This window comes from Photobacterium sp. R1 (genome assembly GCF_054600795.1).
This window is the reverse complement of sequence record NZ_BAAHZP010000316.1, coordinates 1-323: the sequence shown is the minus strand read 5'-3', so window position 1 is coordinate 323 and position 323 is coordinate 1. Positions and strand designations below refer to the sequence as shown.

Sequence of the window (323 nt, the reverse complement as noted above, 5' to 3'; positions counted from 1 at the left end):
GCTGGTGAAAAAGACACTTATGTCTTGTCGCCGTGCGGTGAAAGATGCGGGTATCGAACTCGATGAAGTGATTGAAACTGTGATGGTCGGCGGTTCAACGCGTGTACCTCTGGTGCGTGAGATGGTGGGGGGATTCTTTGGTAAAACCCCGCTGACATCGATTGACCCTGATAAAGTGGTTGCTATCGGTGCCGCCATTCAGGCCGATATTCTGGCCGGTAATAAACCTGATTCTGAAATGCTGCTGCTGGATGTGAGTCCCTTGTCTCTGGGCATTGAAACCATGGGCGGCATGATTGAAAAGATCATTCCCCGTAACACCA

The 323-nt window shown here is 50.8% G+C and carries 1 protein-coding gene; it reads left to right on the top strand.

Annotation, left to right across the window (positions count from 1 at the left end; translation table 11 throughout):
• Positions 1-323, top strand: a 323-nt coding sequence (locus tag ACYP03_RS25210) for an Hsp70 family protein (RefSeq protein WP_459782556.1), incomplete at both ends; no start/stop codon positions are given.